This is a genomic window from Polaromonas sp. P1_G2 (assembly GCF_056405515.1).
In genome coordinates this window covers 1-1892 of the sequence record NZ_JBFUBY010000470.1, presented here as the reverse complement: position 1 = coordinate 1892, position 1892 = coordinate 1, and the positions used below count along the sequence as shown (strand labels likewise).

The following is a 1892-nucleotide window of genomic DNA, read 5'->3' as shown; positions in this document are numbered from 1 at the left end:
AAATTACGGCGGCCTGGCCGAAGAAGCTCTGGAACCAGATGAGTTTTTTGTTGGCGCGTATCAGGTTCAGGTAATTTGCCAGCACTGTCGAGAATCGCCCGTCGAGCTGGCCGCGTTCCACAGCCTCGCCATGATCCAGCGCGATGGGCTCGCTGTATTCCCGAACCCGTACCAGATGATGGCGAAGGTTGGCCTCGTAGCGCTGCTGCATGAAGTTGAGCTTGATCAGCGGCCTGCCGATGTAATGAGCCAGCACACTCCCGACCAGGCAATAGGCGACCGCGGCCCAGACCATGTAGCCTGGGATGCTGTAGCTGCTGCCGCCCAGGGTGAACCCAAACGGACCGGACAGTGTCCAGAGGATGCCGACAAAACTGACCAGCGTCACGACCGCGTTGAGCACGCCCATCGTCAATGAAATCGTGGACGTGGTGAAAGAGTGCACGTCTTCCTGGATCCGCTGGTCCGGGTTGTCGGGGCTGGCGTTGATGTCGATGGCAGCCGAATAACGCGCGAGCTCCATCTTGTAGAAAGCCTGGTGTGACAGCCAGCGGCGCAGGTAGTCGCGTGTCATCCAGGCGCGCCAGCGCATTTGAAGCAGCTGGGTCAGGTAGAACTTGTAGACGGCAATGATGATCGCGCCAAAGGCGAGGTAGCTGAAGCGGCCCATCTGCTGCCAGAAGACAGTCTGGTCGCGTTTTTCAAGCGCGTCGTAAAACACGCGGTACCAGTCGTTGAACTGCACCGCCATGTAGACCGTGCCGAGGTTGAGCAGCACGATGGCCAGCAGCAGGCCGCGTGCTTTCCATTTTTCTTCGGAGCGGAAATAGGGCGCGGCCAGCGCCACTACGCGCCCCACCAAACGCCGGAAAGCGCTGAGTTTGGCGAACAGGCCGGAGGCGGGTGTCTGGGTCATGGTGGACATCTTTTTGTTTTCAGATTCAGGAAAGCTGGTTCGAAACGCCGCTGGCCACATGGCCCGAGGGCACGTGCTGGGCGGCGGAATGGACGTGGCCGGTCTGGTCGTCAAAGAAGAAGTCGGGCTCGAACTCGCGCAGGAACTCGCCCTTGGCCAGGCCGCCCAGGAACATGGCCTCGTCGACCTCGATGTTCCACTCCATCAGCGTGCGGATGGCGCGTTCGTGCGCCGGGGCGCTGCGCGCGGTGACCAGCGCGGTGCGTATGCGCATGTGCGAGGTGCCGACCTGCTGCAGCCGGTGCAGCGCTTCGAGCAAGGGCTTGAAGGGGCCGGCCAGCAGCGGCTGCGAAGCCTTGTCGCGCTCATGCTGCTGGAAGGCGGAAAGGCCCTGGGCCTGGAACACGCGCTCGGCCTCATCGGAGAACAGCACCGCGTCGCCGTCGAAGGCGATGCGCACTTCGTTGGGGTGGGCGTCACTGGCGCGCACCGAATGGGGGTAGACCTGCGCGGCCGGCACGCCGGCGGCCAGCGCGTCGCGCACGTCGCTCAGGTGAGCCGACAAAAACAGGTTGGCGTGCAGGGGCTTGAGGTAGCGCCAGGGCGCTTCGCCGCGGTTGAAGGTGCCGCGCTCAATCTTGAGGCCGTAGTGCTGGGCCGAGCGGAATACGCGCATGCCCGAGACCGGGTCGTTGCGCGAAAGGATCACGACTTCCACACGCTGCGCGGGCGCCGCGGGGCTGGCGGCTTCGCCGGCGCTTTCGGGGGCATCGTTGAAGGCCAGCAGCTTTTTGACGAGCGAGAAGGCGACGCCGGGCTTGGCCGGCACGTCCAGGCGTTCGAGCTGCAGCTTCATGTAGGCCGCGTCTTTTTTGACGCCGGGCGGCGGTGCGGCCGTCATGCCGGTTTCAAAGACGAGGTTTTCTTCCTCGAAATCAAACAGCGCGCGCGACGAAATCGCCACCACGAGCTGACC

General features: G+C 63.5%; 2 protein-coding genes. Both read right to left on the bottom strand.

The window, feature by feature from the left end; translation table 11 throughout:
- A partial coding sequence (locus tag AC1D0P_RS25320) for an ABC transporter ATP-binding protein/permease (protein WP_477679254.1) occupies positions 1–916 on the bottom strand: 916 nt, incomplete at its 3' end.
- A 25-nt stretch (positions 917–941) separates the two neighbouring features.
- A partial coding sequence (locus AC1D0P_RS25315) for a 5'-nucleotidase (protein WP_477679253.1) occupies positions 942–1892 on the bottom strand: 951 nt, incomplete at its 5' end.